19 protein-coding genes are annotated in these 22,566 nt (G+C 59.9%); 14 read left to right on the forward strand and 5 right to left on the reverse strand.

Features of this window, described 5'->3' with window-relative positions; all coding sequences use genetic code 11:
- Window positions 1-351 precede the first annotated feature (351 nt).
- The 9 genes from xdhA to E2L05_RS00500 all read left to right on the forward strand — a co-directional run bounded on the left by xdhA (window position 352) and on the right by E2L05_RS00500 (window position 11,326).
- On the forward strand, window positions 352-1,812 hold the full coding sequence (gene xdhA / locus E2L05_RS20955) for a xanthine dehydrogenase small subunit (protein ID WP_133340921.1): 1,461 nt from the start codon (window positions 352-354) through the stop codon (window positions 1,810-1,812).
- Window positions 1,809-4,163, forward strand: a complete 2,355-nt coding sequence (xdhB, locus tag E2L05_RS00465) for a xanthine dehydrogenase molybdopterin binding subunit (protein WP_243721817.1) — start codon at window positions 1,809-1,811, stop codon at window positions 4,161-4,163. Before xdhA ends, xdhB begins: the two co-directional genes overlap by 4 nt.
- Window positions 4,160-5,110, forward strand: a complete 951-nt coding sequence (gene xdhC / locus E2L05_RS00470; protein WP_133340922.1) for a xanthine dehydrogenase accessory protein XdhC — start codon at window positions 4,160-4,162, stop codon at window positions 5,108-5,110. Before xdhB ends, xdhC begins: the two co-directional genes overlap by 4 nt.
- Window positions 5,107-6,630, forward strand: coding sequence for an ABC transporter ATP-binding protein (locus tag E2L05_RS00475; RefSeq protein ID WP_133340923.1), 1,524 nt, complete (start codon window positions 5,107-5,109; stop codon window positions 6,628-6,630). Before xdhC ends, E2L05_RS00475 begins: the two co-directional genes overlap by 4 nt.
- A 36-nt stretch (window positions 6,631-6,666) precedes the next feature.
- A complete protein-coding gene (locus tag E2L05_RS00480; protein ID WP_133340924.1) occupies window positions 6,667-7,752 on the forward strand; it encodes an ABC transporter permease in 1,086 nt (361 codons plus the stop codon).
- A complete protein-coding gene (locus E2L05_RS00485) occupies window positions 7,752-8,678 on the forward strand; it encodes an ABC transporter permease (protein ID WP_394346524.1) in 927 nt (308 codons plus the stop codon). The genes E2L05_RS00480 and E2L05_RS00485 overlap by 1 nt, the downstream gene beginning before the upstream one ends.
- Window positions 8,679-8,699: 21 nt before the next feature.
- A complete protein-coding gene (locus E2L05_RS00490; protein WP_133340926.1) occupies window positions 8,700-9,503 on the forward strand; it encodes an ion transporter in 804 nt (267 codons plus the stop codon).
- 1 nt (window position 9,504) lies between these two features.
- Window positions 9,505-10,581 carry a BMP family ABC transporter substrate-binding protein gene (locus E2L05_RS00495; protein ID WP_133340927.1) on the forward strand — a complete coding sequence of 359 codons (1,077 nt, stop codon included), beginning with the start codon at window positions 9,505-9,507 and terminating at the stop codon, window positions 10,579-10,581.
- Window positions 10,582-10,978: 397 nt separating this feature from the next.
- The gene (locus tag E2L05_RS00500) at window positions 10,979-11,326 is read left to right on the forward strand and encodes a carboxymuconolactone decarboxylase family protein (RefSeq protein WP_133340928.1); all 348 of its coding nucleotides are present in this window, start codon (window positions 10,979-10,981) and stop codon (window positions 11,324-11,326) included.
- A gap of 60 nt (window positions 11,327-11,386) precedes the next feature.
- Here E2L05_RS00500 and E2L05_RS00505 read toward each other — a convergent pair whose 3' ends face one another.
- Complete coding sequence (locus tag E2L05_RS00505; protein WP_133340929.1) at window positions 11,387-13,921, reverse strand: GcvT family protein; 2,535 nt, start codon at window positions 13,919-13,921, stop codon at window positions 11,387-11,389.
- Window positions 13,922-14,161: 240 nt separating this feature from the next.
- Here E2L05_RS00505 and E2L05_RS00510 point away from each other — a divergent pair, with 240 nt between their 5' ends.
- The 3 genes from E2L05_RS00510 to panB all read left to right on the forward strand — a co-directional run bounded on the left by E2L05_RS00510 (window position 14,162) and on the right by panB (window position 16,189).
- Window positions 14,162-14,416: a hypothetical protein gene (locus E2L05_RS00510; protein ID WP_133340930.1), complete on the forward strand. Its 255-nt coding sequence runs from the start codon at window positions 14,162-14,164 to the stop codon at window positions 14,414-14,416.
- 91 nt (window positions 14,417-14,507) lie between these two features.
- Window positions 14,508-15,356 carry a pantoate--beta-alanine ligase gene (gene panC / locus E2L05_RS00515; protein ID WP_133340931.1) on the forward strand — a complete coding sequence of 283 codons (849 nt, stop codon included), beginning with the start codon at window positions 14,508-14,510 and terminating at the stop codon, window positions 15,354-15,356.
- A 23-nt stretch (window positions 15,357-15,379) separates the two neighbouring features.
- Window positions 15,380-16,189: a 3-methyl-2-oxobutanoate hydroxymethyltransferase gene (panB, locus tag E2L05_RS00520; protein ID WP_133340932.1), complete on the forward strand. Its 810-nt coding sequence runs from the start codon at window positions 15,380-15,382 to the stop codon at window positions 16,187-16,189.
- Here the strand turns inward: panB and E2L05_RS00525 are convergent.
- The 3 genes from E2L05_RS00525 to E2L05_RS00535 all read right to left on the reverse strand — a co-directional run bounded on the left by E2L05_RS00525 (window position 16,186) and on the right by E2L05_RS00535 (window position 18,861).
- Complete coding sequence (locus E2L05_RS00525) at window positions 16,186-17,076, reverse strand: hypothetical protein (RefSeq protein WP_133340933.1); 891 nt, start codon at window positions 17,074-17,076, stop codon at window positions 16,186-16,188. The genes panB and E2L05_RS00525 overlap by 4 nt on opposite strands.
- On the reverse strand, window positions 17,073-17,567 hold the full coding sequence (locus tag E2L05_RS00530; RefSeq protein ID WP_243721818.1) for an asparaginase domain-containing protein: 495 nt from the start codon (window positions 17,565-17,567) through the stop codon (window positions 17,073-17,075). The genes E2L05_RS00525 and E2L05_RS00530 overlap by 4 nt, the downstream gene beginning before the upstream one ends.
- 307 nt (window positions 17,568-17,874) lie before the next feature.
- Window positions 17,875-18,861, reverse strand: coding sequence for a 2-hydroxyacid dehydrogenase (locus E2L05_RS00535; RefSeq protein ID WP_133340934.1), 987 nt, complete (start codon window positions 18,859-18,861; stop codon window positions 17,875-17,877).
- A 138-nt stretch (window positions 18,862-18,999) separates the two neighbouring features.
- Between E2L05_RS00535 and E2L05_RS00540 the strand changes: the two genes are divergently transcribed.
- Together E2L05_RS00540 and E2L05_RS00545 are read left to right on the forward strand one after the other, a co-directional pair.
- Window positions 19,000-19,527 carry an SH3 domain-containing protein gene (locus tag E2L05_RS00540; protein ID WP_208016204.1) on the forward strand — a complete coding sequence of 176 codons (528 nt, stop codon included), beginning with the start codon at window positions 19,000-19,002 and terminating at the stop codon, window positions 19,525-19,527.
- A gap of 93 nt (window positions 19,528-19,620) precedes the next feature.
- The gene (locus tag E2L05_RS00545; RefSeq protein WP_133340936.1) at window positions 19,621-20,511 is read left to right on the forward strand and encodes a cation diffusion facilitator family transporter; all 891 of its coding nucleotides are present in this window, start codon (window positions 19,621-19,623) and stop codon (window positions 20,509-20,511) included.
- Between the two features lie 20 nt (window positions 20,512-20,531).
- Here the strand turns inward: E2L05_RS00545 and E2L05_RS00550 are convergent, their stop codons facing one another.
- Window positions 20,532-22,559: a M3 family metallopeptidase gene (locus tag E2L05_RS00550; RefSeq protein ID WP_133340937.1), complete on the reverse strand. Its 2,028-nt coding sequence runs from the start codon at window positions 22,557-22,559 to the stop codon at window positions 20,532-20,534.
- Between the last annotated feature and the right edge of the window lie 7 nt (window positions 22,560-22,566).

The following is a 22,566-nucleotide window of genomic DNA, read 5'->3' on the forward strand; positions in this document are numbered from 1 at the left end:
GGTTCAGTAAGCATGGTTCTCTCCAAAATTCGTAAAAAGAGAGTGTGACTCAGGATGTGGATTGCGGTTCATTGAGATGCCCCTGCGTAATCTTGGGGTGATGCGGAAAATGGCCTGACTCACTTATGGAACGCAGCACTAGGCCCCAAGACTCGTCCACTTTGGCACAGCGACAATGCCCAAAAGGAAAGCAATAGCCTTAAACATGCCAACAATACGTGCGCCTTCCCCTTGCCAAATTCGAAATTCGCCGCTCTTGTAGAGCCAAGAACAGGGTTGGGATGGTCTACGCCGCATCGACTGCCCCCCAATAGCGCATACGAAATGGTAACGCGGCGAGAATTCTAAACCATGGTGGAGTTTACTCTGAACGGGGCACACGTGCGCATCGACGGCGAACCGCCGACGCGTACCTTGCTAGATTGGCTGCGAGAAACACGCGGGCTGACCGGAACCAAAGAAGGCTGCAACGAAGGCGACTGCGGGGCCTGCACTGTAATGGTCACGGATGATCTGGGCGCGCGGGCGCTGAATGCGTGCATCCTGTTCTTGCCGCAACTCTCAGGCAAAACCGTGCGCACGGTCGAAGGCCTCGCAGCACCAGATGGAACATTACATCCTGTTCAACAGGCGATGATCGACCATCACGGCGCACAATGCGGATTTTGCACGCCCGGCTTTGTGATGTCGATGGCGACAGCGCATGCCAACGGGGCACAAGACTATGACACGCAGCTTGCCGGTAACCTGTGCCGTTGCACCGGGTACGCGCCGATCCACCGCGCCGCAGAAGCCGCTGCGCAGGCCCCGGTTCCGCAGCACATTGCGTCAGAATTGGCCAGCGCTGCGTCGGCCGCACCTACCAACCTCTCATCGCGGGGCGCGGCAGCAAACAGCGCTGAGGGTGGCCAACCGGCGGCGCGCAATCCGGCCGCCACGTGCGGAACAACAGACGCCGCCGTCTTTCAGCCGAACACCTCAGATGCGCTCGCCGCATGGTACTTGGATAATCCGGGGGCGACCTTGATCGCGGGCGCAACCGATGTCGGGCTTTGGGTCACGAAGCAATTCCGCGACCTCGGCCCGGTTGCCTTCTTGAACGCATGCGCCGATTTGCGCGGCATCGACATAACGGACGACACCGTCACTATCGGCGCGATGACCACACTAACCGAGCTACTGCCCGCGATGCAAAAGCTCCACCCAAGTTTCGCGGACATGATCCGCCGTTATGGATCCGTACAGGTCCGCAACGCGGCCACGGTCGGCGGCAATGTCGCCAACGGATCGCCGATCGGCGACAGTCCCCCTGCACTGATCGCCCTTGGCGCCACGCTGCACCTTCGCAAAGGGGACTCCCGCCGCGCTCTGCTGCTGGAAGATTTTTTCCTTGAGTACGGCAAACAGGACCGCTCGCCCGGCGAATTTGTCGAAGCCATCAGCATTCCGCGCCAAACCGACCGGTTGCGCTGCTACAAAATCTCAAAGCGTTTTGACCAAGACATCTCAGCCCTCTGCGGGTGCTTGAATATCACAGTTGAGAGCGGAACCGTCACCGCGGCGCGGATCGCGTTTGGCGGCATGGCCGGCATTCCAAAACGCGCATCGGCCGTAGAGACCGCGTTGATCGGTCAGCCATGGACAGACGCTTCAGTCACAGCAGCCCTCCCCGCATTCGCGCAGGATTTCAGCCCCCTGAGCGACATGCGGGCAAGCGCCCAGTACCGCCTTGCCAGCGCGCGCAACCTGCTGCGACGATACCTCGCCGAAGATCTCGGCGTGAACGTTTCCGCGCTCGAGGTGACGCCATGAATGTGGGCACAAGACGTCCTGCGATGGCGCGCGGCGTTGGCACGGGCATGCCTCACGATGCAGCCCGCCTTCATGTTACGGGCCAAGCTCGCTATGTCGACGACATCCCCTTGCCCCAAGGCGCACTCCATTTGGCCTTCGGGCTCAGCGATATCGCTGCGGGGCGGCTCACATCCATTGATCTGACCGCCGTGCGCACTGCCCCCGGTGTCGTTGGCGCATGGGGCGCGGCTGATCTTGGCATCAACCCGGATTGCTCGCCTTCCAATCATGACGAACCTTTGCTCAGCGATGGAACCATCCATTATCTGGGCCAGCCCTTGTTCCTTGTCGCCGCAGACAGTCACCTTGCCGCCCGACAGGCTGTACGCTGTGCCGCGATCACCACCAAAGCCGACACTCCGATCCTGACCATTGATGACGCCATTGCAGCGGACACCCGATTTGAAGACGGTCCGCGCATGTATGGACGCGGCGACCCGGATGCAGCCATCGATGCCGCAGCCCATCAAGTCAGTGGCCGACTGGAAATGGGCGGACAAGAACACTTCTACCTTGAAGGCCAAGCCGCTGCAGCGATCCCGCAAGAAGGCGGCGACATGCTTGTGCATTCCTCAACGCAGCACCCGACCGAAATTCAGCACAAGGTCGCCCATGCACTTGGCGTCCCGATGCATGCTGTGCGGGTAGAAACCAGGCGCATGGGCGGCGGGTTTGGCGGAAAGGAAAGTCAGGGCAACGCGCTGGCCATCGCCTGCGCCCTCGTGGCCGCGCAGACAGGCCGCCCGGTCAAAATGCGCTATGACCGCGACGACGACATGATGATCACAGGCAAACGGCACGATTTCCGCATCGACTACCGCGCCGGTATCGACGATGCGGGCCGGATCACCGGCATCGATTTTACGCAATATGCGCGATGCGGCTGGGCGATGGATCTGTCGCTGCCGGTGGCCGATCGCGCCATGCTGCATGCCGACAACGCCTATTGGCTGCCTGCGGTGCGCATTACGTCGCATCGGCTGCGCACCAACACCCAAAGCGCCACCGCTTATCGGGGCTTCGGCGGCCCGCAAGGGATGCTTGGCATCGAACGGGTCATGGACCATATCGCCCATCAGTTGGGGCGCGACCCGCTCGAAATCCGCCGGGCGAATTACTATCCTGAAGCGGGCGAAAGAAACGTTCCTGCTTCACCCGCAGCCGGAACCACGACGCCTTACGGGCAAGAGGTTTCAGACTTCGTTCTGCACGATCTGACAACCCAACTGGAACAGAGCGCAGACTATGAGTCCAGGCGCGCCAATATCGCAAACTGGAACGCAAAGAACACGGTCCTGAAGCGCGGGCTTTCGTTGACGCCAGTGAAATTTGGGATCTCGTTCACCCTGACACATCTGAACCAAGCTGGCGCATTGGTTCATGTCTATCAGGATGGGTCCATCGCCATGAACCATGGCGGCACCGAGATGGGGCAAGGTTTGTTCCAGAAGGTTGCGCAGGTCGCCGCCTCCCGCTTCGGGGTCGATGTCACCGCTGTCAAGATCACGGCAACCGACACGGCAAAGGTGCCCAACACCTCGGCCACCGCTGCGTCAAGCGGGTCAGACCTGAATGGCATGGCGGTCGCTGCCGCCTGCGACACAATCCGCTCGCGGATGGCTGCGCATCTGGCCCGGGTCCGTCAGGCCGACCCTGCCGATGTCTGCTTTGCGGGCGGCGCTGTGCATGTAGGTCAAGATGTTCTCAGCTTCGAAGATGCCGCCGCCGAATGCTACATGGCTCGCATCAGCCTAAGCGCCACAGGGTTCTACAGCACACCAGAGATCACTTGGGACCGGATCAAGGGACACGGGCGCCCATTCTATTACTTTGCTTATGGCGCGGCCTGCACCGAAGTTATTCTGGACACGCTGACAGGTGAAAATCGCATTTTGCGGACTGACATCCTGCACGATGCTGGGGCATCGTTGAACCCCGCGCTGGATATCGGCCAGATTGAAGGGGGCTATGTGCAGGGCGCGGGTTGGCTGACCATGGAAGAACTTGTTTGGGACGATAAGGGCCGCCTGCGAACGCACGCGCCCTCAACCTACAAGATCCCGGCGATGGGCGACCGCCCCCGGATCTTTAACGTCTCGCTTTACGATGCAGAAAATCGCGAAGATACGATCTATCGATCCAAGGCGGTCGGCGAGCCGCCTTTCATGCTCGGTATCTCGGCCCTGATGGCGCTGTCGGATGCAGTGGCGGCCTGCGGCGATGGAAGCATCTATCCCGCGCTTGACGCGCCTGCCACGCCAGAGCGGTTGCTGGCGGCAATCGCGCGCATGCAGGACGCCGCCACATGAGCTTCGATCTTGAAACCCTAAAAGCCGCCGTCGCTGCCCACGGGCGGGTTGCCCGCGTCGTCGTTGCCTCAGCCCAAGGGTCAGCCCCGCGCGAAGCGGGCGCATCCATGCTGGTCTGGGACACGGGACAGAGCGGCACCATCGGCGGCGGGGCACTTGAATACGACGCAGCCCGGCTGGCACGTGAAACGTTGGCCAATGCTGGCCGCGACCACGTGCACCGTTATCCGCTGGGCCCAGCGTTGGGCCAATGTTGTGGCGGCGCGGTCACTTTGGTCACCGAAACCTATGATGCGGCTAGAGCCAACGCAATTGATCCCCGCGCACCGTTCTTGCGCCGCTTTGGCGGGCCAGAGACAGCGCCGCTTCCCCTGCAACGCGCTTTGCGCCTTGCCCGCGGTGAAGGCGTCGCCCCTCGTCCGCAATTGACACAAAACTGGTTCCTCGAACCGCTGGTAACCCCGACACGGCCCGTGTGGATCTGGGGGGCGGGGCATGTGGGACGCGCGTTGGTCCATGTTCTGGCCCCGGTCCCTGAACTGGCCATCACGTGGCTCGACACATCGCGCGACCGCTTTCCGGACAGGATCCCTGAGAATGTGACCGTACTGCCAACTGAGGCACTCGCCACAGTTCTGCACCGCGCGCCGAAAGACGCAGATCATCTGATCCTGACCTACTCCCACGCGCTGGATCTTGACCTGTGCCATGCCGCTTTGACCCATGGCTTCGCCAGCGTCGGCGTGATCGGATCAGCCACGAAACGGGTGCGGTTTCGCAACCGGCTGACGGCGCTTGGCCATGCTCCCGAACAGATCGACCGTATCATCTGCCCGATCGGAAACACCGCACTTGGCAAGCACCCGCATGCCATCGCGCTTGGCGTGGCAACAGCGCTGTTGGCAGGTCAGGCGCGCCCCATTTTGGCGAAAGGACGCGAGGCATGAGCGACACACTTCTGGCTCTGGATGGCCTGACCAAGGCCTATCCCGGCGTAATCGCCAATGACGACGTAAGTTTCAGCATCGGCGTCGGTGAGGTCCATGCGCTTCTTGGCGAGAACGGTGCTGGCAAATCGACCTTGGTCAAGATGATCTATGGTCTGGTGAAACCAGATGCAGGCAAAATGACGCTGCATGGCGATGCCTACGCACCCGGCCGCCCGTCCGAGGCGCGCAGCCTTGGCGTTGCGATGGTCTTTCAGCACTTTTCCCTGTTCGAAGCGCTGGACGTGGCCGAAAACATCGCACTGGGAATGGAAAACCCGCCCAAACGCCGCGAACTGGCCGCCCGAATCCGGGAGGTCAGCAATGCCTATGGCCTGCCGCTTGATCCGGGTCGCTTGGTTGGCGAATTATCTGCCGGTGAGCGCCAGCGTGTCGAAATCATTCGCTGCCTTTTACAAAACCCGCGCCTTTTGATCATGGACGAACCGACCAGCGTTCTGACCCCGCAAGAAGTCGACATCCTGTTCGGTACGCTGCGCAAACTGTCCGCCGAAGGCACCGCGATCCTCTATATTTCGCACAAGCTGGATGAAATCCGTGCACTATGCGACGCGGCAACCGTGTTGCGCCGGGGCAAAGTCGTCGGCACCTGTGTGCCCCGCGAAACGACCGCACGTGACATGGCAGAATTGATGGTGGGAAGCACGCTGCACACGCCTGAGCGCCGATCGACGGCCAGCGAAGATGTGCTTTTGGAACTGCGCAAGGTCTCGTTGCCTGCCGCGACGCCCTTTGGCACAAGCCTGCACGACATTTCGCTGTCGGTCCATGCCGGTGAGGTAATGGGCATCGGTGGAGTCGCGGGCAACGGGCAGGATGAATTCCTGTCGGTCCTGTCGGGCGAGAGCCTGCTTGCACCGGGGCATATATGGGTTGCGGGCGACGATATTGGTGCACAGCCCCCGCAAACCCGGCGCGGTATCGGGGTGCTGGCTGCGCCCGAAGAACGGCTGGGCCATGCGGCAGCGCCGGATATGAGTTTGGTGGAAAATGCGCTTTTGACCGGAAGCGTCCGGCAAAAGCTGGCCCCGAACGGGTTCGTGAACTGGTCCGCAACGCGGGTCTTCGCGGAAAAAGTCATCGCCGATTATGACGTCCGCACCCCCAATGCGGATGTGGCGGCCCGCGCCTTGTCGGGCGGGAACCTGCAAAAATTCGTCATTGGACGCGAAATCCTTCAGGCCCCGCGCGTTCTGGTGGTCAATCAGCCCACATGGGGCGTGGACGCAGCGGCGGCAGCATCGATCAGGCAAGCCCTTTTGGACCTTGCCGAACAGGGCGCTGCGGTAATCGTCATAAGCCAGGATCTGGACGAATTGATGGAAATTGCCGACCGCTTTGCGGCGCTGAACGGCGGACGTTTGACAGACCCGCGCCCGACACAGGGACTGACAATCGACGAGATCGGCCTGATGATGGGCGGCGCTCATGACATGGAGGTGGCCCATGCCGCGCAGTAATCGGTCGCCACATCACACAACAGCAGGAACCACCCCATGATCCGGCTTGAAAAGCGCCCTATGCCCTCGCGGCTCTGGACCGTCCTGACGCCGATCGTTGCGGTTCTGGGGACCATGGTTGCAGGCGGATTGATGTTTGCCCTGCTGGGCAAAGACCCGTTTGAGGCGATCCGCACGATTTTCTATGATCCGCTCTTCAACGACCAATTCGCCGCTTATTCGCGACCACAACTTCTGGTCAAAGCCGGACCTTTGATCCTGATCGCCATCGGGCTAAGCCTTGGGTTCAGAGCGGGCGTGTGGAATATCGGTGCGGAAGGTCAGTACATCATCGGTGCGCTGTGCGGGGCCGGTGTGGGCCTTGCACTTTACCCGTCAGAGAGCTTTTTGGTCCTGCCGCTGATGGTTGCTGTCGGCGCGCTTGGTGGTTGGGCTTGGGCAATGATCCCTGCGGTCCTGAAGACCCGGTTCAACACGAACGAAATCCTCGTGTCGCTACTCTTGGTGTATGTCGCTGAACAGTTGCTTGCCTCGGCCTCGCTGGGGCTGCTGCGCAACCCGGACGGGGGCGGCTTTCCTGGTTCGCGGAACTTCCAGCAATGGGAGGCGGCTGCAAACCCAGAACTGATTTCTGGCACGGGCATGCACTGGGGCGTGGTTGCCGCCTTCATCGCGGTGATCGGTGCCTACACCATGCTGTCCAAGCATATGCTGGGCTTTCAGATCAGATTGACCGGCTCGGCCCCACGCGCGGCACGGTTCGCAGGGGTCAACCCTGTACGGCTAGTGCTAATCTGCCTTGGCTTGTCCGGGGCGCTGGCCGGTATGGCGGGCTTGTTCGAGGTGACCGGTCCTGCGGGCCAGATCAGCATTGATTTCGGGTCTGGCTATGGATTTACCGCGATCATTGTGGCGTTCCTTGGCCGGTTGCATCCTATAGGTATTCTGCTGGCCGGGCTGTTGATGGCGCTGACGTATATCGGCGGTGAGTTATCGCAATTCATGCTGGGCGTTCCGGCGGCAGCCATTCAGGCATTTCAGGGAATGCTGCTGTTTTTCCTGCTCGCGGTGGATGTTTTGTCCAACTACCGCGTGCGCATTGGCAAGCCGGGAGTCGCATGATGGCGGGTATTTCGATCGAGCTTTTGCTGGCCTCGCTTATGGTCGCGGCGACCCCTATCCTGTTCGCCGCGCTCGGCGAGATGGTGGTGGAAAAATCCGGGGTGCTGAACCTTGGTGTAGAAGGGATGATGATCACCGGGGCGATTTGCGGTTTTGCCGTCGCAGTCGAAACGGGAAGTCCCACGCTGGGATTTATTGGCGCGGCACTTGGCGGCGCGGGTCTGTCGCTTATCTTCGCGTTCCTCACACAAGTGTTGTTGTCGAACCAGGTTGCAACCGGTCTGGCCCTTACGCTTTTCGGGTTGGGGTTTTCGGCCCTGATCGGACAAGGCTATGTGGGAATCAAACCGCCCGCGACGCCCGATATCAATTTCGGCGCGGTTTCTGACATTCCGTTTATTGGACCAGTGCTGCTGTCACATGATGTTCTGGTCTATCTGGCCATTGCGATGACGGCAGGTGTCTGGGCCTTTTTGAAATTCACCCGCGCCGGGCTTATCCTGCGGGCCGTCGGCGAAAGCCACGATGCGGCGCACGCCCTTGGCTATAAAGTGGTTCTGATCCGCAGCGCCGCCATTGTCTTTGGCGGGGCCTTGGCCGGTCTGGGCGGGGCCTATGTAAGCCTTGTGCGCGTGCCACAATGGACCGAAGGAATGACCGCCGGGGCCGGCTGGATCGCGCTTGCCCTTGTGGTGTTCGGCGCATGGCGTCCTTGGCGCGTTCTGTTGGGGGCTTACCTGTTCGGTGGCATTACCGTTCTTCAACTGAATCTTCAGGCGGCTGGCGTGCGGGTGCCCGTAGAACTCTTGTCCATTTCGCCCTATCTGGTAACCATTCTGGTGCTGGTCATCATGTCATCAGACCGGCGAAGGGTCGCTATGAACGCCCCTGCCGCTCTGGGCCGGGTCTTTCACGCAAGCTCATGACCCGGAAAGGACAACAGCGGCGTGAAGCGCACGGACATACCGAAGATCCTCGATGGGACGCACCCAACCGCAGGGCGCGGAGTCGCGCTGGCGCACCAGGCCCTCATCTTTGCATCCGGGTTGGCGATCTCGATCGAAACGGTACCGAACCTGCCGGAATGGACCAATCACGGCCTGCGCGTGTTCGAACTGACGGTCCTTGTTGTCTTCGTGCTGGAATACCTGACGCGCCTGATCTGCGCCCCGCGCCCGGTGCGCTACGCGCTCAGTTTCTGGGGCGTGGTGGACCTGCTCGCCTGCCTGCCACTGCTGGTCTTCGTGGCCCCCGAACTGGCGGCGGTGCGTATGCTGCGGCTGATGCGGCTTGCTGCGCTGCTCAAGTTGCTGCACACCAATCGCGCTATGCTGCGGCTCGAAACAGCACTGCACCAGATCCGGGGCGAGTTGGCAGTGTTCGCCTTTCTGGCAATGATCATTCTCTATATCGCAGCGGTGGGCATCTATATCTTCGAACATGGTGCCCAGCCCGAGGCGTTCTCGTCCATTCCCATGAGCCTGTGGTGGGCCGTCGTCAGTTTCACCACGGTGGGGTACGGCGATATTTATCCAATCACACCAGAGGGGCGGATTTTCACCACCGTTCTGTTGTTCATCGGCCTTGGGGTGATCGCCGTTCCAACCGCCTTGATCACATCGGCCTTGATCCACAGCGATGTGGTGTCGAGGGTCGAACACGATGTCGAAGAAGACCTCCGCGATGAGATAAAGCGCGAGGTCCAAAGCGAACTTTTTCCCATGAAAAGAAAACCTACACGGAGACGCTGATATGAAATCACTTACAACATTGCTGACAGGCGCATTGGTTGCGGCCGGGTTGGCCCTTCCTGCCGCGGCCCAAGACCCCGTCAAGGTTGGCTTCGTGTTCGTTGGCCCAGTCGGAGATGGCGGCTGGACCTATGAGCACAATCAAGGCCGCCTCGCCGTTGAGCAGCGCTTTGGCGATCAGGTCGAAACGATCTATCAGGAAAGCGTGCCAGAAGGCGCCGATGCGGAACGCGTTCTGACACAGATGGCTCTGTCCGGCGCTGACCTGATCTTTACGACATCGTTCGGATACATGGACCCGACAATCAACGTCGCCGCCAAATTCCCCGATGTCAAATTTGAGCATGCGACCGGCTACAAGACATCCGACAATGTGTCGACCTACTCTGCACGCTTCTATGAAGGCCGTGCAATTCAGGGGCACATTGCCGGTAAAATGACCAAGAGCAACATCATCGGGTACATCGGGTCGTTCCCGATCCCCGAAGTGATCCGGGGTATCAACTCGGCGTTCATTCACGCCCAGAAAGCGAATCCCGACGTCGAGTTTAAGGTCGTTTGGGCAAACACGTGGTTTGATCCCGCCAAAGAAGCCGACGCGGCGACCGCGCTGATTGAACAGGGCGCAGACGTGATCTTGCAGCACACCGACAGTACCGCCCCGCTCGCTGCCGCCGAAAAAGCCGACGGCGTGATCGGATTTGGCCAAGCGTCTGATATGGCTGAATACAAGCCGAGCCCGCGCGTCAGCTCGATCATCGACAATTGGTCCCCCTACTATATTGACCGTGTGCAGGCTGTGATCGACGGCACATGGGAAAGCCAGCAGGTATGGCATGGTATCGACAAGGGTATGGTTCAGATCGGTGAAATCACCGATGCGGTTCCCGCTGATGTCGCGGCAGAGGCGCGCGACATGATCGATGCGATTGCCAACGGCACTTACGCACCGTTCACCGGGCCGCTCAACAAGCAAGATGGATCTGCTTGGTTGGCCGACGGTGAAACTGCGGATGACGGCACCCTCGCCGGCATGAACTTTTATGTCGAAGGCCTGACAGGCGCGATCCCGAACTGATCGAGGCTGTAAAAGCTAGAAACAAATTGCGCCGCCAAGGTTTCTTTGGCGGCGTTTTCGTGTCTAACGGACCCCGCCCGCCTCGCTTTTGCGCATAGGCACTGTGAATGCACTCGCCCAACCATTGAAAAGCGCGCCATGCAATAACGGTCCGTCAGGAGGGGAGGGTCCATTGGGGGGAAGCCGATCAAGGCGGTCACCCACCTTGATCAGCAACACTGTGATACTCGGAAAAAACAAACCGCCAAAACAATGACGGCTCAATCAGTCTTCTAGTGCGCCGCCGCACACTACTGAGCGAAGAGGACTTGCGCCCGCGTGTCACCTTGCCGTTGTGAGGGGGAATTGGCCAAGTATGCAAATCCTGACCTAGACAGGAGCATCGAAAGGAAATGACATGAGTTGGGCAGACAAAATCAAGGAAATGCGTGGCGAGTTGCGCTCTCTCAATTCTTTGCAGCCGGAGACGGCCAAAGGGTTTGGCGCGCTGAGCAAAGCCGCGAAAGAGACCAGTGCCCTTGACGGGAAAACCGTGGAATTCGTCGCATTGGGCATCGCGGTGGCAGACCGCTGCGAGCCGTGCATCGCGTTTCACATGGATGCGCTGATCCGCCTTGGCGCGACGCGGGATGAAATCGGCGAAGTCTTGTCCATGTGCATTCAGATGGGCGGCGGTCCATCGCTGATGTATGCCGCCAAGGCACTGGATTGCTTTGATGAATTGTCAGGAAGCGCACAAACCTGAGCTGCGATTGCAAAGAACTGCCCCCGCAAGACACATCAGCGGGGCCAGTGCTTTTCGATGCTATTCTGCGGCGGCCTTTGCAGCCGCGACCGACGCAGGATCATTGGCCCGAATGCGCACATTCTGCGGATCATAGGGGCTGTCGTCGGTCACTGTTGCTGTCCATAATTGGTCGAACATCTTGACCTGCAACACGGTTCCCGTCGCGGCCAAGTCAGGACGAACATAGCCCATCCCGATGGACGTCTCAAAGCCTGCCGACCAGCCACCCGAAGTCAAACGGCCTATATGTGCACCCTCATGATACAGCGCCTCACGGCCCCATGGATCGGCACCTTCGGGCCCTTTGATCAGTACAGTGACGCATTTTGACCTAATGCCATGAGAAAGCATCGCCTCTTTGCCGTGAAACGCCTTGTCCAGATCGACGAACCGGTCCAGCCCCGCCTCAAGCGGGGTTGCGTCGCGCCCCAGTTCATTGCCGAACGCGCGATAGGATTTTTCCTGCCGCAACCAGTTTTGCGCCCGCGCGCCAACCAGTTTCATATCGTACGCCGCCCCCGCTTTTTCCAGCAGGTCAAAGAGATACGCCTGCATTTCAATCGGGTGGTGCAATTCCCAACCCAATTCTCCGGTATAGGCCACGCGGATCGCCTTGACCGGGCACATACCCAATTCAATCTCGCGCATGCTGAGCCATGAAAAGCGCTTGTTGCTCAATGCCGTGCCGGGTTCAGCATCTTTGATGACGGCCTTCAGAACGTCACGTGACTTTGGCCCAGCAATGGCGAAGACGCCCCATTGGCTGGTCACATCTGACAGGTTGATGCGACCAAACTCCGGCTCTTTATCCTCAATCGCCTTGCGCAGATAGTCGCTGTCATAGGCTGTCCATGCGCCTGCGGAGACAAGGTAATAGTCATCCTCCCCCTCGCGCACGATGGTGTATTCCGTGCGGGTCGTGCCAGCGCTTGTCAGGGCATATGTCAGGTTGATCCGCCCGACCTTGGGCAACCGGTTGGTGGTGAACCAATCAAGGAACGCCGTCGCCCCCGGCCCGCTGACGCGATGCTTGGTAAAGGCGGTCGCGTCGATCAGGCCGACACCCTCGCGGATGGCTTTCGCCTCGGATGCGGCATACTCCCACCACCCCCCGCGCCGGAAACTGCGCGAGTCATGGTCAAAGTCAGATGGCGCACCTACTGGACCGAAATAGTTTGGCCGCTCCCACCCATTCACACACCCAAATTGCGCTCCACGTGCCTTTTGCCGGTCATAAGCGGGCGCGGTCCGCAATGGGCGGCACGCGGGGCGTTCTTCGTCGGGGTGATGAAGGATATAGACGTGCTCGTACGCCTCTTCGTTCTTGCGCGCCGCGTATTCCGTCGTCATCCAACTGCCGTAGCGTTTTGGGTCAAGGCTGGCCATGTCGATCTCGGCCTCACCTTCAACCATCAATTGGGCCAGATAATGGCCCGTTCCGCCCGCTGCCGTGATGCCAAAGCTGAACCCTTCGGCAAGCCACATATTGCGCAGTCCCGGCGCGGGGCCGACCAACGGGTTGCCATCGGGTGTGTAGCAGATCGGACCGTTGAAATCGTCTTTCAAGCCAACCGTTTCCGACGTCGGAATCCGGTGGATCATGCTCATGTATTCTTCTTCGATCCGGTCGAGATCCAGCGGGAACAGATCAGCGCGGAAGCTGTCTGGTACGCCGTATTCAAAGCGCGCTGGGGCATTCCGCTCGTAGGGGCCAAGAATCCATCCGCCGCGTTCCTCGCGGACATACCACTTGGCATCCGCATCGCGCAGAACCGGATGCTCCCCATGCGTTTTGCGATACTCGACCAGTGCCGGGTCAGGTTCCGTCACAATGAACTGATGCTCCACCGGGATTGCGGGGATCTTTATGCCCAGCATCTGCGCTGTGCGCTGTGCATGATTTCCCGTGGCGGTCACGACATGCTCTGCCGTGATGACGGCCTGCTCATCCGAGGGCACAAGGTTGCCACCCTTCTCAATCATCTTCGTGCAGGTGACTTCCCACGCGGCGCCTGTCCAGCGATACGCGTCTACTTGCCACTTCCGTTCGATGACCACGCCACGTTGACGGGCCCCTTTGGCCATCGCCATGGTGACATCGGCCGGGTTTATGTAGCCGTCCGTGGGGTGATATATTGCGCCCTTGAGATCCTCAGTCCGCACCAGCGGCCAGCGCTCTGCGATCTGGGCCGGCGACAACCATTCATAGGGCACGCCGCAGGTCTCTGCCGTGGTGGCATAGACCATGTACTCGTCCATGCGCGCATCGGTCTGCGCCATCCGAAGGTTACCAACCACAGAAAACCCGGCGTTCAAGCCAGTTTCAGCCTCTAGCTTTTTGTAGAAATCGACCGAGTATTTGTGGATATGGGTCGTGGCAAAAGACATGTTGAACAGGGGCAAAAGCCCAGCCGCGTGCCAGGTGGAGCCGGACGTCAACTCGTCCCGCTCCAACAGCATGACATCATCCCAACCCGCCTTGGCCAGATGATAGGCGATCGACGTGCCAATCGCCCCGCCACCTACGATCAGTGCCCGCACCTGCGTCTTCATCTCATGTCACTCCAGTGTTCACGCTCAAGCAAAGCATGACCCGGCCCGCCGCCGTGCAGCCCCGCGCGCCCGACCAATCGCCACGTAAAAGCGACATCACCGCGCAAGTCTGTGGCGGAATATGAATCATGTCATGGTTAACCCCTTCCGCTTCGACGTATCATTTTCATGTAGCAGGATTTTAAGGGTTAGTTCACTTTCGACTGAAACAGTAGTGGTCAGCCACGGGAGGGCGGACACATGCGAAACTACTCGGAACAAGCCACACACGCACACCATACAGATGCGGTCCGGCACGATGCAAACCCGGTGGGTGTAATCGGGTTGGATGTTGTTTTGACATCAATCGCACTTCTGTTTTTGTTGGACACCAGCCTGCCTTTGCTTGCCTCACTGGGTGCCGCATGGATCGGTGGCGCGGTTGCAACCATTGGGTTGCTCACCGTCTTCGTCGTCTGTGAGCACATCACACAACGTGCAGGCCACGGCGCATAGAAATTAGGATCTGGGGCGCCGCGACAGCGGCGACCTTGTCACATGAACCATCGCGCACTACTCAGGGTTGGCGATCAACACCGGGGTTTCGATGGACATCTGCACAACAAAAGCCCAACTGCGCGACGCGCTGACGTCCATCAGGGCGAAAGATGCGACGCTTGGTCTTGTCCCAACCATGGGATACCTACACGATGGGCATCTGGCACTTGTCCGCGAAGCACGCGCGACCTGTGACCACGTCGTGGCAACGATTTTTGTGAACCCGACGCAATTCGGGCCAACCGAAGATCTGGCCACCTATCCTCGGAACGAAGCCCGCGATCTGGCTCTGCTCAAAGCAGAAGGCGTGGCGGCCGTGTTCGTCCCGTCGCCGGAAGAAATGTACCATCCGGATGCAGAAACCATCGTCGACACAACGCACTTATCCGAAATTCTTATCGGCGCTTTGCGCCCCGGGCATTTTCGCGGCGTCGCAACAGTTGTGTGCAAATTGTTCAACATCGTCCAGCCAACCCACGCCTTTTTCGGGCGAAAGGATTATCAGCAACTGGCCGTGATCCGTACAATGGTGCGTGATCTTGACATACCGGTGGCGGTTGTCGGCGTCCCGACACAGCGAGACCACGATGGGCTGGCGTTGTCGTCACGCAATGTGCGTTTGACCCCCGAGCATCGTGCCGCCGCTCCCGCCCTTGCCGCCGCTTTGAACTGGGCCGAAACCACCCTGCCCCGGCAGCCCATGACCGCCGAAGAAGTTCAGACTGCGGTGACAACACAGATCAGCTCCGCCCACGGCGCTCAAGTGCAATCGGTCGACGTACGAGATGCCGAAACCCTTGCCGCACTCAGCGGTCCGATTATCACTCCCGCAGTGATCCTGCTTGCCGTTCGCTTCGGCGATGTGCTGTTGATCGATCAGCGCGTCATCACCCCCTGACCCCAACCCACCGGATTATCATCATGAGCACCCAGACAAAGATCCGCCGCACCACTGTGCCCCAGATCGCGGCCCGCAAGGGGGGCGAGCCGATTGTTTCGCTCACATCCTACCATGCGCACACTGCAGCCATCGTGGACCAGCATGCCGATTTCATCCTTGTGGGCGACAGTCTGGGGATGGTGATGCACGGTATGGACAGCACAGTGGGTGTGCCACTGGATTTGATGATCATGCATGGCCGGGCCGTCGTGCGTGGCACCCAAAAGGCGCTGATCGTTGTGGATATGCCTTTTGGCACCTATGAAGAAAGCCCCAACATCGCCTTTCGCAACGCGGCGAAGATCATGAAAGAAACGGGCTGCGGGGCAGTCAAACTTGAGGGCGGCGCGCGGATGGCTGACACCATCAAGTTCCTGACCGAACGCGGCATTCCGGTCATGGCGCATACCGGGCTGACCCCACAAAGCAGCCATGTCATGGGCGGCTTCAAGACCCAAGGCCGCAACGAAGACACATGGCCCGCGCATGAGGCGGATGCAAAGGCCGTGGCAGATGCAGGCGCTTTTGCAGTTGTGCTGGAAGGTATGGTTGAACCGCTCGCAGCCAAGATCACCAAGCAGATCGACATTCCGACCATCGGCATCGGGGCCAGCGCAGACTGCGATGGCCAAATCCTCGTTCTAGAAGACATGCTGGGGATGAACCCTTGGACGCCGAAATTCGTCAAGGTATATGGCCAGCTTGGTCCAATGATCGAGCAAGCAGTCAGTGACTATGCAGCGGACGTGAAGGCCCGTGCCTTCCCAACCGAAGACGAAGTGTATCGCTAGTTCGTCAGGAGCCGTCGGGTCAGCACGAAAACAACCCACAATAACACGGCCGGAAGAACCAAGAGCCGGAAAACGTAGATCGCAATCAGCGTGAGAGAGCTTTCGACAATCTCGCCCCCGCGCTGCTGTAGCGAATCCATATCTGGCACCGCATCGCTGATGGCGCCCGCCGCACCCGCTGCGGCATCACCGGCGCTGCCGAACCGGTCCTTCAGCCGTGACATGAAGGATGGGTCGGCCATTTCAGTGTCCGCAGCAGCTTGAGCCGGTTCATCGGGTGGCGACGTGGCTTCTTCAACGGCAGAAACCAATTGGTCGGCTTGTCCGCTCAAACGCGTTTGCGCCGCGTCCCACGCGTCGTCTGTCCACCACGAACCAAGGCTTCCCCCAACACCGTAACCGAGGGGAAGCGCAAGAGCGAGAACCAAGCCAAGCCCCGCCAGCGCCCGGCCAGTCCGATGAAGCGCGGCGACGGCGACCGGGGGCACCAAGGGTAAATTCGCCCCGGACGTCCACAAAGCCACAAAACCCAGACAAGCCAAAAAGGCCCCCATCTGCGCCAATGGATTCAACGCGACCGAAAGAACCCCCGAGGCCGCCGCAAGGGCAAAAACAGCATCCGCAACACGGCCTACGGTTTCATCGATGGGATCAAGGACCATGGCTGGCTGCGTCGTCACCGAGCCAACAAATTGCACGCCAACTTCGGTTTCCTTGGCAACAGACACAGCCGCATTGATCCCGCGCAAAACCGCATAGACCCGCAACGAGCTGGTAAGGACTTCTGCATTGAACTGTTGCGCAGGTGCCGTGAAGACCGGCTGCCAAGCAAGCACGCCACAAAGCAATGCCGCAACCAATGCCCAATGCCGCGCAAGCCCTGTCACAAATCGAACCGGCCTGCTTCAACGTTCTTGTCGAGTCGCGCCGCTTCGATCACACGGCCGTTCATCACGCCATAAATGCCATCGGGCAGGACTTGCGCCGCAACGACCGCACCGCCAAGGTTGAAAGACCCGTCCGACGCGCTGATGGAGTGGGGGCGCATGGCCCCTGTCAAAACGATCGTCTTTCCGCCCACTTTCCCCGCAAGATACCGCGCCGTCTGGCCCATGGTTCCCGTGCCGTGGGTGATCACAATGGCCTGTTCCGGCGCGGCCTGCACAGCCGCCAAGATCGCCTCACGATCCGAGTCGTCAAAGTCCAGACTGTCTTTCAGCATCACGATCTGCACACTCGGGAAATGACAGCGCCCGGTGGCAAGAACTTCTGGGATCAGGGTTGCCCCATCACGAGAAAAAGTCAGTGCCTCAAGACGCGGGTCGTGAACCTTGTCGATCGTACCGCCAGTCACGAGTATGCGAACATCCATGTTCATTTGTTTTCTTCTCAAAACCGTCTGCGGCGATCTACCGTCACATTGATCGCTTTGCCCTGCGCGTTAGTAAAGCAGTCATATTTGGTCCCGAAACTACCCGACGCACTCACGATACCGCGCTGTTGCTCAAAGATGGTCACGTTTGTTATCCGTGCCCCGCCGCCACCGCGACGCCAAATTTCGCGTTCGCAATTGGCTTTTGCTGTGCCGGCAGGCGCAGGTGGGCCTGACGGGGCTGCGACCGGCTCGCACGCGGCAAGAACCGCCAGGAGCACGGCACAACATCCGTACAGACGCGCTCGGCCCGTCATAGAACGCCTGGCACAACTTGATCCGGTGGGCGATGCCCATCGGCGTAGGTCTTGATGTTGATGATGACCTTTTCGCCCATTTCGATCCGGCCTTCTTCGGTGGCTGACGACATATGCGGCAGCAAGACTACGTTGGGCAATTCACGAAGCGTCGGGTTCACATCGACACCGTGTTCATACACGTCCAGCCCTGCGCCCGCCAATTCGCCCGCACGCAGCATCCGCACCAACGCGTTCTCGTCAATTACCTCGCCGCGCGCTGTGTTGACGACCACGGCGGTCGGCTTCATCAGCTTAAGGCGCCGCGCATTCAGCAGATGGAACGTGTCAGGTGTGGAGGGGCAGTTGACCGACAAGATATCGACGCGTTTGATCATCTCGTCGAGGTCTTCCCAATAGGTCGCACCAAGTTGTGTTTCCGTCTCGGCCGCAACCCGGCGACGGTTGTGATAGTGGATTTGCATACCAAAAGCGGTCGCGCGTCGTGCCACAGCCTGACCAATCCGGCCCATGCCCAATATGCCCAACCGGCGCCCGCTGATCCGCCCCCCCAGCAAGGCGGTTGGCGCCCAGCCGCTCCATTGGCCGCGCTGCATCATTGCAAGGCCTTCGGGGATACGGCGCGTCACGCCAAGCATCAGGGCCATGGCCATATCGGCGGTGTCTTCGGTCACGACGCCGGGCGTATTGCTGACCAGCACACCGCGCTGGCGGGCAGAGGCGATGTCAATGTGATCAACCCCGGCGCCGTAGCTGGCGATCAGGCGCAACTGATCGCCGGCCTGCGCCAGCATTCCGGCATCAATATGGTCTGTCACCGTGGGCACCAGAACTTCGGCATCCTGCATCGCCGCGATAAGTTCGGCTTTGCTCATGGGGGTATCATCTTCGCGCACTGAGACATCGAACAAATCCCGCAGGCGGTTTTCCACCGGTTCAGGCAAACGTCGCGTAACAACAACACGCACGGGTTTCGCTGGCATTCGATAGCTCCTCGTCTTCACCTCAGTGGTCTTGTCTGGCAAAATGTCCTATAGTCATTGGGCGCACAAGCATAGGCGAAGAACAGCGACAAAAAAGCCTTATGCGAAGTGCAGATAGAGGCGAGCAGAGCTATGACGATGTCGATCCTTCGGCGAGCGGGCCTTTCTGGCCTGATTTTGGCCGCTGTTCTGGCCGCAGCGTGCGGCACAGCACAAAGCGTTCCAACAGACACCCCAGAGACCAAGCAGGCAATTGGCCCCTCCACCGGGCTTCCAATGCCCCGCTTTGTGTCAATCAAGGCAAGCGAAGCGAACGTACGGCGTGGCCCATCGACGACTCACCGGATTGATTGGGTCTTTCAACATCCGGGGCTGCCGGTCATCGTGACGGGCGAATATGGGCATTGGCGACGTGTGGTGGACCGGGATGGGCTTGGCGGTTGGGTACACTACGCCCTGTTGTCTGGGAATCGCACTGTGATTGTCGATCTCGACATGCTGAGCATCCGGCGCAAACCGGAACGGAACGCCGAAGTCGTTGCGCAACTGGAACGCGGCGTGATCGCGCGACTTGTCGAATGTGTCGACGACTGGTGCGAAATTCGCGCAGACGGATATGAAGGCTGGGCAGAGAGCGCCGCACTTTGGGGCGTTGAATTGCGCTGATATGCGTTCCAGCGCCGGACAGCTTGCGCGAATTTCACACGAAAACACGCCGGGGCTGTGGATCGACGACCCGCCAGAGCTTAAACCCGGATCATGATCAGCCGCCACGATTCCCGCCTGAACTTGTCTGCAACCGCCGCCTCTGTGGCTGTCGCCTTGGTGCTGAGCGGCGCAAAACTTTGGGCACTGTCACAAACCGGTGCCCTGTCCGTTGCGGCATCGCTCGCCGATAGCGGGCTTGATCTGATGATGTCGCTGGGCGGTTTGGCGGCCGTTCTTTATGCTGCGCGGCCCGCCGACGATGACCACACCTTTGGCCATACCTCGGTTGAGGACTTGGCGGCGCTGGCACAATCACTGTTCATACTGGTGGCCTCGGTGGTCATTGGCATTTCTGCCGTGCAACGGCTCACCGGGGATGCCCCCTCGCCCGTCACGGCAGAGGGCGCTGGGATCGCTGTGATGGTGTTGTCGATGGTCCTGACCCTTGCATTGGTGCTGTGGCAGGGACGCGTAGCAAGGCAGACCGGCAGCCGTGTGGTGAAAGCGGACCGTCTGCACTACCTCGGCGATCTGGTGCCCAATGTAGGGGCGATCGCGGCATTGGTTGCGTCGCGTTGGTTTGGGCTGGGTCTGATCGACGCGATTGTCGCTTTGGCGGCCTCTGGCCTGTTGGCGTTTGGTGGCGTTCGTATCGGTGCCGGGGCGTGGCACGCGCTGATGGACCGCGCCGCCGACCCGGACACGGTCGCAGGCATCGAACAGCTTGCGCGTGATTGGCCCGGCATTCAGGGATTTCATGACCTTCAGACACGGCAAGCGGGATCTAAGACCTTCGTCAATCTTCATGTGGAAATCGACGGGGACCTTCTATTACGAGACGCCCATGACATCGGTGCGGGGCTACGCGCTGCGATCCGCAAGAAGTACCCCCGCTGCGAGGTGATCATTCACAAGGATGTCGCCGGGCGCGGCAACCGCTAGGTCGCCGCCGCCCAGTCGTTTCAGGCCGCTGTGTCCAGACCACGCCCTTTGAGCAACGCGTCCACTTCGGGCAACTTGCCGCGGAACTTGGTATAAAGCTCTTTAGGGTCCTCTGACCCTCCTGCCGACAAGATGAACTTTTCAAGCTTGGCCGCCGTATCGCGATCAAAGGCACTGCCCGCTTCCTGGAACGCGGCAAACGCATCTGCATCCATGACTTCGGACCACATGTAGCTGTAATAGCCAGAAGAATAGCCATCGCCGGTAAAGACGTGCGCGAAATGAGGGGTCGCATGGCGCATCCGTATGGCACGTGGCATGCCCAAACCGTCCAGGATTTCGGCCTGCCGCGCCATGATATCCTTAGGGACCGGGCCGCTGTGAAATTCCAGATCCACCATGGCTGATGCGACATACTCCACCGTTGCGAAACCCTGATCTGCGTTCTGCGCCGCCAAAAGCCGCGTCAAAAGTTCTTCAGGCATCGATGCACCGGTATCAGCATGCACTGCAAATTCTGACATGACTTCAGGTACTTCCAGCCAATGTTCGTAAAGCTGGCTGGGCAATTCCACAAAATCACGTGAAACTGACGTTCCGGAAATGGATCCATAAGTTACGTCAGACAACATCTGATGAAGCGCATGGCCAAATTCGTGAAACAGCGTCCGCGCGTCGTCATAGGACAGCAAGGCAGGGTCGCCAGGCGCTGGCTTGGAAAAATTGCAAACGTTCACAACAATCGGCTGCACATCACCGCCCAGCTTTTGCTGGCTCCGCATGGCCGAACACCAGGCGCCAGAGCGCTTTGATCCCCGCGCGAAATAGTCCGCCACAAAAAGCGCCAGGGGCTTTCCGTCCCGGCTGACATCCCACGCACGGGCATCCGGGTGGTGCAGCGGCACATCCACGGGCTTGAACGACAGGCCAAACAGCCGGGTCGAACAGGCAAAGGCGGCCTCGATCATCTTATCAAGCTGCAAGAATGGCTTGAGTTCGGATTCGTCCAGATCATGCTCTGCCTTGCGGCGCTTCTCGGCATAGTAATGCCAGTCCCACGGCTCCAGATCGCCATTGATCCCGTCTTGGCGCATCAGATCGGTCAGGGCCACTGAATCAGCCTCGGCCTTGGCGCGGGCCGGGGTCCAAACCGCCGTCAACAAATCGCGCACGGCCTGCGGCGTCGCGGCCATTTCCGTTTCCAATTTATAGGCGGCGAAGCTGTCATACCCCAACAGGCGCGCGCGCTCTTGACGCAAGGCCAGAGTCTCAAGCGCGATCTCGCGATTATCGGTCTCGCCGCCGCCAGCTCCGCGCGCCACATAGGCCTCGAACGCCTTTTGCCGCAGATCGCGGCGCGGCGAGAATTGCAGGAACGGCGTGATCAGCGAGCGGGACAATGTGATGACTGGCCCGTCCAAGCCGCGCTCTGCTCCCGCCGCACGGGCCGAAGCCTTGACGAAATCGGGCAGACCTTCCAAATCGGCTTCGGCCAAGTCCATGTGCCAAGTCCGCTCGTCCGCGAGCAGGTTCTGACCGAACTGGGTGCCCAGCACGGCAAGCCGTTCCTTTATCTCGCTTAGCCGGTTTGCGTTATCGCCTTCCAGTTCCGCCCCGGACCGAACAAATGCGCGCCGCGTCAGCATCAGCACGCGGTCCTGTTCCGCCGTGAGATTCAACCCCTCGCGTCCTTGCCACAGCGCATCTATCCGAGCGAACAGCTTGGCATTCATCGTGATTTCAGACCCATAGGCCGCCAATTTTGGCGATATATCCCGCATCAGCGCCTCGCGCGCGTCGTTGGAATCCGTGCCGGACAGGGTGAAGAATGCCCCAAGGATCTTGTTAAGCTGCGTGTCGGCCAACTCAAGCGCCTCGATCGTGTTCTCAAAATCCGGCGCGTCGTCCTGCTCGGCAATCGCTGTGATCGCAGCGCGTGCATCGGTCAGCGCGGCATCAATGGCCGGGGCAAAATCATCATCCTTGATCTCTGCAAATGGCGGCAATTCATAGGCAGTCGTCCAGTCGGCAAGCAACGGGTTGGTCATGTCAGCT

Source organism: Meridianimarinicoccus aquatilis, from assembly GCF_004358675.1.
In the GTDB taxonomy this organism is placed as follows: domain Bacteria; phylum Pseudomonadota; class Alphaproteobacteria; order Rhodobacterales; family Rhodobacteraceae; genus Meridianimarinicoccus; species Meridianimarinicoccus aquatilis.

What these genes read in the sequence shown, in the direction of transcription:
- xdhA (WP_133340921.1), top strand. Translation starts at nt 352, where the DNA reads ATGGTGGAGTTTACTCTGAACGGGGCACACGTGCGCATCGACGGCGAA.
- xdhB (WP_243721817.1), top strand. Translation starts at nt 1,809, where the DNA reads ATGAATGTGGGCACAAGACGTCCTGCGATGGCGCGCGGCGTTGGCACG.
- xdhC (WP_133340922.1), top strand. Translation starts at nt 4,160, where the DNA reads ATGAGCTTCGATCTTGAAACCCTAAAAGCCGCCGTCGCTGCCCACGGG.
- E2L05_RS00475 (WP_133340923.1), top strand. Translation starts at nt 5,107, where the DNA reads ATGAGCGACACACTTCTGGCTCTGGATGGCCTGACCAAGGCCTATCCC.
- E2L05_RS00480 (WP_133340924.1), top strand. Translation starts at nt 6,667, where the DNA reads ATGATCCGGCTTGAAAAGCGCCCTATGCCCTCGCGGCTCTGGACCGTC.
- E2L05_RS00485 (WP_394346524.1), top strand. Translation starts at nt 7,752, where the DNA reads ATGGCGGGTATTTCGATCGAGCTTTTGCTGGCCTCGCTTATGGTCGCG.
- E2L05_RS00495 (WP_133340927.1), top strand. Translation starts at nt 9,505, where the DNA reads ATGAAATCACTTACAACATTGCTGACAGGCGCATTGGTTGCGGCCGGG.
- E2L05_RS00500 (WP_133340928.1), top strand. Translation starts at nt 10,979, where the DNA reads ATGAGTTGGGCAGACAAAATCAAGGAAATGCGTGGCGAGTTGCGCTCT.
- E2L05_RS00505 (WP_133340929.1), bottom strand. Translation starts at nt 13,921, where the DNA reads ATGAAGACGCAGGTGCGGGCACTGATCGTAGGTGGCGGGGCGATTGGC.
- E2L05_RS00510 (WP_133340930.1), top strand. Translation starts at nt 14,162, where the DNA reads ATGCGAAACTACTCGGAACAAGCCACACACGCACACCATACAGATGCG.
- panC (WP_133340931.1), top strand. Translation starts at nt 14,508, where the DNA reads ATGGACATCTGCACAACAAAAGCCCAACTGCGCGACGCGCTGACGTCC.
- panB (WP_133340932.1), top strand. Translation starts at nt 15,380, where the DNA reads ATGAGCACCCAGACAAAGATCCGCCGCACCACTGTGCCCCAGATCGCG.
- E2L05_RS00530 (WP_243721818.1), bottom strand. Translation starts at nt 17,567, where the DNA reads ATGAACATGGATGTTCGCATACTCGTGACTGGCGGTACGATCGACAAG.
- E2L05_RS00535 (WP_133340934.1), bottom strand. Translation starts at nt 18,861, where the DNA reads ATGCCAGCGAAACCCGTGCGTGTTGTTGTTACGCGACGTTTGCCTGAA.
- E2L05_RS00540 (WP_208016204.1), top strand. Translation starts at nt 19,000, where the DNA reads ATGTCGATCCTTCGGCGAGCGGGCCTTTCTGGCCTGATTTTGGCCGCT.
- E2L05_RS00545 (WP_133340936.1), top strand. Translation starts at nt 19,621, where the DNA reads ATGATCAGCCGCCACGATTCCCGCCTGAACTTGTCTGCAACCGCCGCC.
- E2L05_RS00550 (WP_133340937.1), bottom strand. Translation starts at nt 22,559, where the DNA reads ATGACCAACCCGTTGCTTGCCGACTGGACGACTGCCTATGAATTGCCG.